The organism is Consotaella aegiceratis (assembly GCF_036541425.1).
GTDB classification, from domain to species: Bacteria; Pseudomonadota; Alphaproteobacteria; order Rhizobiales; family Rhizobiaceae; genus Consotaella; species Consotaella aegiceratis.
The window spans coordinates 1-1,312 of the sequence record NZ_JAZHFT010000128.1 but is presented as its reverse complement, the minus strand read 5'-3'; the positions used below and the strand labels follow the sequence as shown (position 1 = coordinate 1,312).

Below are 1,312 nucleotides of genomic sequence, written 5' to 3'. Positions count from 1 at the left end.
GATTCGCTGAATCCATGGCGGCATGGAGCGGTCTGATTTGCAGCGGCTTTCGAAGGACGAGTTGATCGATCTGGTGCTGCGGTTGCAGCGGCCGGGGAAGACGTCGCGGACGTCGTCGAAGCCGCCATCGACGGATCGCAAGGAACGGCGTGAGAGGTCCAAGCCGGGCGGCGCGAAGCCCGGTCACGAAGGCAAGGCGCGGGTGATGAGCGATCGCTTTGATCGTCTCTTTGAGCATCGGCCTTGCGAATGCCCGTGCTGTCGGGCTGCTCTTTCGGAGGCTTTGTCCGCCGAGACTGCGAGCGAACACGAGACGGTCGATCTCGCCGAGGCTCATCCCATCGTCGAGCGGCACCGGCGGTTGTCGGTCGTCTGCCCAGCCTGCGGCGCTCGCGTCACAGCGCCGATGCCGGGAACCGTCAAGGGCACGCCGTTCGGACCGCGCCTGCATGCGGTGGCGACCTATCTGAAGACCTTCCAGGGGTTGTCCTACGAGCGGCTTCAGCGGGCTTTGGCCGATCTCTTCGGGCTGTCGATCAGCCAAGGTGGCTTGATGAACATGCTGCGCCGTGCGCAGACAAGCTTCGTGCCGGGACGCGACGACGCCATCGCGGCCCTGCGGCAAGCCCGTGTCGTGGCATCCGACGAAACCGGCGTCAGGATCGAGGGCTCGAACGCCTATCAATGGGTGTTCCGCTCTGCCGACGCGGTTGTCCATCGCGCTGCCATGACGCGCGGAGCAATCGTCATTGGCGAGACCATGGACGGGCATCGGCCGAAAGTGTGGTGCTCGGATCGCTACTCGGCCCAGCAGGGCCATGCGGATGCCGGGCAGGCGTGCTTGGCTCATCTCGCCCGCGACGTCGCCTATGCCGAGGAGGCGAGCGAACACGATTTGCCGTTTCGGCTGCGGCTTTGGTTGAACCGAGCCTTCGCGCTGGCCGGAACGATCACGACGATGGCCGCCTCGACCATCGCCGCCAAGCGCCGGGCACTCGAGCGAAGTCTCGACGACATCCTGGCGGCTTCGACGAATTGTCCCTTTGCCCGCGACATTCAGCACAAATTCCGCCGCGCCAGAAATCAGCTTCTCACCTTCGCCGACTGGCCTGGAGCGCTCGAGGCGACCAACAATGCCTGCGAACGCGCGCTCCGACCCGCTGTCATCCAGCGCAAGGTCACCAATGGATATCGCGCCCTCTGGGCCGCCCAAGGAGAGGCCGACATCCGCACCGTCGTCGATACCGCTCGACTGCGAAACGGCGCCAACCCTTTCCAGACCATCCGTCACACCCTCAGCGCCTGAACGCGC

Annotated in this window: 1 protein-coding gene; it reads left to right on the top strand. The window is 65.2% G+C overall.

Annotated elements, in window-relative coordinates:
* Positions 1 to 22 precede the first annotated feature (22 nt).
* On the top strand, positions 23 to 1,306 hold the full coding sequence (gene tnpC, locus SMD10_RS25360) for an IS66 family transposase (RefSeq protein ID WP_331688495.1): 1,284 nt from the start codon (positions 23 to 25) through the stop codon (positions 1,304 to 1,306).
* The last annotated feature ends 6 nt before the right edge of the window (positions 1,307 to 1,312 follow it).

Coding starts and splice junctions, on each gene's coding strand:
- tnpC (WP_331688495.1), top strand. CDS start 23: ATGGAGCGGTCTGATTTGCAGCGGCTTTCGAAGGACGAGTTGATCGAT.